Source organism: Planktothrix sp. FACHB-1355 (assembly GCF_014748295.1).
GTDB classification, from domain to species: domain Bacteria; phylum Cyanobacteriota; class Cyanobacteriia; order Cyanobacteriales; family Aerosakkonemataceae; genus Aerosakkonema; species Aerosakkonema funiforme_A.
This window is the reverse complement of record NZ_JACJUP010000540.1, coordinates 1-4,395: the sequence shown is the minus strand read 5'-3', so window position 1 is coordinate 4,395 and position 4,395 is coordinate 1. Positions and strand designations below refer to the sequence as shown.

Genomic DNA, 4,395 nt, shown 5'->3' with positions numbered 1-4,395 from the left:
ACGGGTTAATTGCAAGGTTTGGTGGCAATTCGCTGTTTGGATGAAGGGGTGGATATTCCGGCTATTCAAAATGCGGTGATTTTGGCTAGTAGCGGTAATCCCCGCCAGTTTATTCAGCGGCGGGGACGCATTTTGCGAAGGCATCCGGGTAAGGAAAGGGCGACTTTATTTGATACGATCGTACTGCCTCCGGATATGGATCGAGAAACTTTGGAAACTGAACGCAATTTGCTGCGAAGGGAGTTGCGCCGCTTGGTAGAATTTGCGGATTTAGCTGATAATGCGGGGGAAGCGAGGATGAAGTTGTTGAGTTTGCAAAAGCGTTATGGTTTGTTGGATATTTAGTATGTTGTTGCGCTTTAGCGCCAGATTTAGCGCTGAAGCACAACAACGTACCTATAAAATTTTTTAAGTCTTGTGACACTTGCGTAAGTCCTAAAATTTATGGTGAATTATATCGATTTTCCAGATACTTTTTAAGCAATAATTCGCCAGTTATGCACTCTATTTTATATAACACCGCAACTTTAGTTATTTACTCAGCTAAGCTTTCCATCCTTTCTATTTTGTAAGCGTTAAAAAAATAAACTCCTGCCTCAGATGAGTTACCTTCACGGTAAGCTTTATTTGGATCTCCCCACCCGATTTCTAATCCATAAGGAAACATCGTTCCTTGCTGAGCATAAAGCAATTCGGACATATCTTCTATTTCTGACCACTCGCATTTGAGGGTGAGTTCGAGAATGTTAGCAGCGGTGACGGGAATTCCGTTAGAATCACCTGTTGCTTGAATTTTCACCCACTGCGAATCATCAGTTTGTTTGAGCCAATGCTCTACTTTTTCCCATTTGGAGGCTACTTGGACTAACATTTTAATCTTTCAACCCGCAATCGCGCATACACTGTTGGCGTCATTCTCTTTCGGAATATCCCAGATGAGTATATCTGTAAGCTGACAAGGCATCCTCGTTGCCGCGTCTACGCGCTATTATAACTGCCTGCGTCGATCGCCTGCATCCGCAGTTGCTACACTCTACACCCTTAAGTTCTAAGATCGATTGAATAAGTGCGAATTTTCATAGGATTGGGGAGATGGAAGAGGAAATCAGCCTGAGTTACGTGCAAGAGCCGATCGCAACGGCTCCCCCAGAGGTGCGACAAATTATCGATCGCGTCAAGCAAGCGGAAAAGGATAAGCTTTATATGCCAAAACCGAAAGGCATTAATGACGACATTCTTGCAATTATAAAGGAATGCGTTAAATGAAGTTAATTTCCATTAAACTTAATAACTTTCGCTGTTTTTATGGCAAGACTCCGGAGATTTTACTTTGCGGCGAAGAACAGCGCAACACAACGATTATTCACGGCAATAATGGCGCGGGTAAAACGACGCTATTAAATGCGTTTACTTGGGTGCTGTATGAGAAGTTTACGGCGGCTTTTGCTTCGGAAGAACAGCTGGTGAATAAAAGAGCGATCGCAGAAGCAAAAGCGGGTGAATCTGTAGAATGTTGGGTGGAAATTGTGTGGGAACACGATGACAAACGCTATCGCGCCAAACGGGAGTGTCGCGCTTACAAAAGTGAGACGATCGAACAAGGCGAAAGTAGGCTATATATGCAGGTAGCGGGAGACGATGGCAGATGGCAGCTTCCCCAACAGCATCCCGATGATATAATAGGAAGAATTTTACCGGAAACGTTGCATCAGTATTTTTTCTTTGACGGAGAACGCATCGATCGAATTGTGCGATCGGATAATAAACTCGAAATTGCCGAAGCAACTAAAACGATGCTGGGTATGGAAGTACTGGATCGTTCCATCAAGCATCTGAAGGAAGCGAAGAAAACTTTGGAAGAGGAATTAAAGGCGATCGGCGATACCGAGACGCGACAGTTATTGAAACAGAAGGACAAAAAAGAACAGGAAGTTGAGAAATTAACGAATCGTCAAACCGAGATCGGTCAGGAATTATCTCACCAACAAACGCTCAAAAAAGAAACGAGTAACCGTTTCCGCGATGTCAGTGGTGCGAAAGATTTAGAAGAAAGACGCAAAGAGTTGTCATCGCAGAAAGCAACAAATAGAGATAGACTGAAACAAAGTAGAGAGGCGTTGAATAAAGCGATTTCTACTAGAGGATACACGACTTTGCTACCAGAAATAACGGCGGAGTTTCGTGCAATTGTGAGTGAATTCAAACAGCGAGGCGAGTTAACTTCGGGAATTTCGCGAGAATTTATCAACGATTTGCTGAATTCGCAACGCTGCATTTGCGGTGCGGAGTTACGCGAGGGAACGCACCTTCACCACAATGTCAGTAGTTGGCTAGATAAAGCTAGCATTGCAGCGGTGGAAGAAACGGCTATTCGGACGATCGCACAGGTGGATGAAATTGATAAGCAAACATCGACATTTTGGCAGGATATCGATAAAGAGCAAGCTAATATCAATCAAATCAGGCAAGAAATTTCCCGCATTGAAACGCAACTGGATGATATTGGCGAACAGTTAAGAAAGAATCCGGCGGAAGAGATTCGCAATCTGCAAAAGCGATTGGATGAAATTGAAGGTAAAATCCGGGATTTGACTTTGGAGGAGGGAGAAAATAAGCAGAAAATTTCCGATTTAAAAACCGAGATTGACGAACTCAGCAAACAAATCGCCAAACAGGAAATGAATGAGGCAAGACAAGCGCTTGCACAGCGGCGGATTGCGGCTACTCAGGATGCGATCGAACGTTTGACGGAGTTTCGATCTCGCCTGGATAAGCATTTTCGATCGCAATTGGAAAAGCGGGTACAGGATATTTTTAGCTCAATTTCCTTTAAGCCTTATCTCCCCAAACTCACCGATAAATACGAACTGACGCTAGTGGAAAAGACGGCGGGTAAAGAGTCGCAAGTTGCCGCATCAACGGGAGAGAATCAAATTCTCAGTTTATCGTTTATCGGCGGCATTATCGACAGGGTGAGAGAATGGAGTAAAGAGGAAATGATGATGCCAAATAGCAGCACTTTTCCAATTGTGATGGATTCGCCTTTTGGCAGTTTGGATGAAATCTACCGCCGCCAAATTGCTAAAATAATTCCCAAATTGGCGAATCAATTGGTGGTTTTAGTTACTAAAACTCAGTGGCGAGGTGAAGTAGAAGAAGAAATGGCTAATCGCGTTGGCAGAGAGTATGTGCTGACTTATTACTCTTCTAAGCCAGATTGCGAAGCGGATACAATTGAGTTGGGAGGTCTTCCCTATTCTTTGGTACGCCAAAGTCCGAATGAGTTTGAATATACGGAGATTGTAGAGGTGGATTATGAGTTCTAGTTTAGCGGCTGTAGCTGAAAATTTGGTGACGGATACCTGGGTGAAGGCAAGTTGGGAAGAGTTTGTCGCTTTGGGAAATAATCCTGATTGGGAAAAGGGAAAATTTTTTTATCATCAAGGATACATGAGGATTGAAATGGCAGCAGTAGGCCCACTTCACAGTCGTCAAAATTCGGTTACTTCCAGAGTAGCTAATTTCTATGCAACGCTGAGAAATATCCGAATTGTCGAATTAATTAATGCGAGTTTCCGCAGAACTGGTGTTAGTGAATTTCAACCAGATTTGTCTTATTATATAGGCGCAGATTTTAGATTACCGCCTCGAACGAATACGCCGATCGATCTAAATGAATTCGATCCGCCTGCGTTGGTCATAGAAATTTCGTCCACTTCTCTAGGTGATGATTTAGGACGAAAACGATTAATATACGAACGCGCTGGTGTGCAAGAATATTGGGTTGTTGATGCAAGTCTTGATGATGTAATTGCTTTTGAAATTTCCCAAAGGCGTAGCGGTGAAATTGAAGAGTCAAGTGTGTTACCTGGCTTAGGGATCGCTCTCGTTGAAGAAGCACTCCAACGCAGCCAAACACAGGATGATGGGGAGATTAATCGCTGGCTGATTCAAACATTTAGCCAAAGTTGAGAGGAAATATATCCCCAATTATAACTATGGTATAATTGGGGGTAATAAAAATAGAATTCAGTTATTGTGGATTGAATAAATATCAATAAAATGAGTGCCAGTAAAATCAGAATAGCTAAAGATAAAGCCGATTTAGTAAAATCATTACTTATCGCCAAGGAAACAACTGGGCCTTTTCAAACTTACGCGGATATCATAGTATTTGCCGCCGCATTGGGTGCAAAACGAAAAAAACGAGTGCCTTTGGAGGAAATCTCGAAAAGAGACCCTCTCCCAATTGGCATAGAAATTTTCGTTTCGAGGGGATATGATGTGGCGATCAAGTTGTTAGCGATCGCAGAAACTAAAGATGTGAACATTATATCACCAAATGATGAAAATGCCGAATCACAACGCATCGAAATTTTTGAAGAATATGCCAAC

Annotated in this window: 5 protein-coding genes and 1 pseudogene; 5 read left to right on the top strand and 1 reads right to left on the bottom strand. The window is 42.8% G+C overall.

Going from position 1 to position 4,395, the window contains the following annotated elements; translation table 11 throughout:
- Positions 1-345, top strand: a pseudogene (locus H6S82_RS20180) (helicase-related protein); the annotation flags it as partial.
- Between the two features lie 190 nt (positions 346-535).
- On the opposite strand, the gene H6S82_RS20175 reads toward H6S82_RS20180, so the two are convergent.
- On the bottom strand, positions 536-871 hold the full coding sequence (locus H6S82_RS20175) for a hypothetical protein (RefSeq protein ID WP_190461106.1): 336 nt from the start codon (positions 869-871) through the stop codon (positions 536-538).
- A gap of 221 nt (positions 872-1,092) precedes the next feature.
- On the opposite strand from H6S82_RS20175, the gene H6S82_RS20170 reads away from it, so the two are divergent.
- The 4 genes from H6S82_RS20170 to H6S82_RS20155 all read left to right on the top strand — a co-directional run.
- Complete coding sequence (locus tag H6S82_RS20170; protein WP_190461107.1) at positions 1,093-1,266, top strand: hypothetical protein; 174 nt, start codon at positions 1,093-1,095, stop codon at positions 1,264-1,266.
- Positions 1,263-3,326, top strand: coding sequence for an AAA family ATPase (locus H6S82_RS20165; protein ID WP_190461110.1), 2,064 nt, complete (start codon positions 1,263-1,265; stop codon positions 3,324-3,326). The genes H6S82_RS20170 and H6S82_RS20165 overlap by 4 nt, the downstream gene beginning before the upstream one ends.
- Entirely contained in the window at positions 3,316-3,972 is a 657-nt protein-coding gene (locus tag H6S82_RS20160; protein ID WP_190461112.1) for a Uma2 family endonuclease, read from the top strand. Before H6S82_RS20165 ends, H6S82_RS20160 begins: the two co-directional genes overlap by 11 nt.
- A 90-nt stretch (positions 3,973-4,062) precedes the next feature.
- Positions 4,063-4,395 (top strand): DNA phosphorothioation-associated protein 4 (locus tag H6S82_RS20155; protein ID WP_191056616.1); only part of this gene is annotated, 333 nt, incomplete at its 3' end.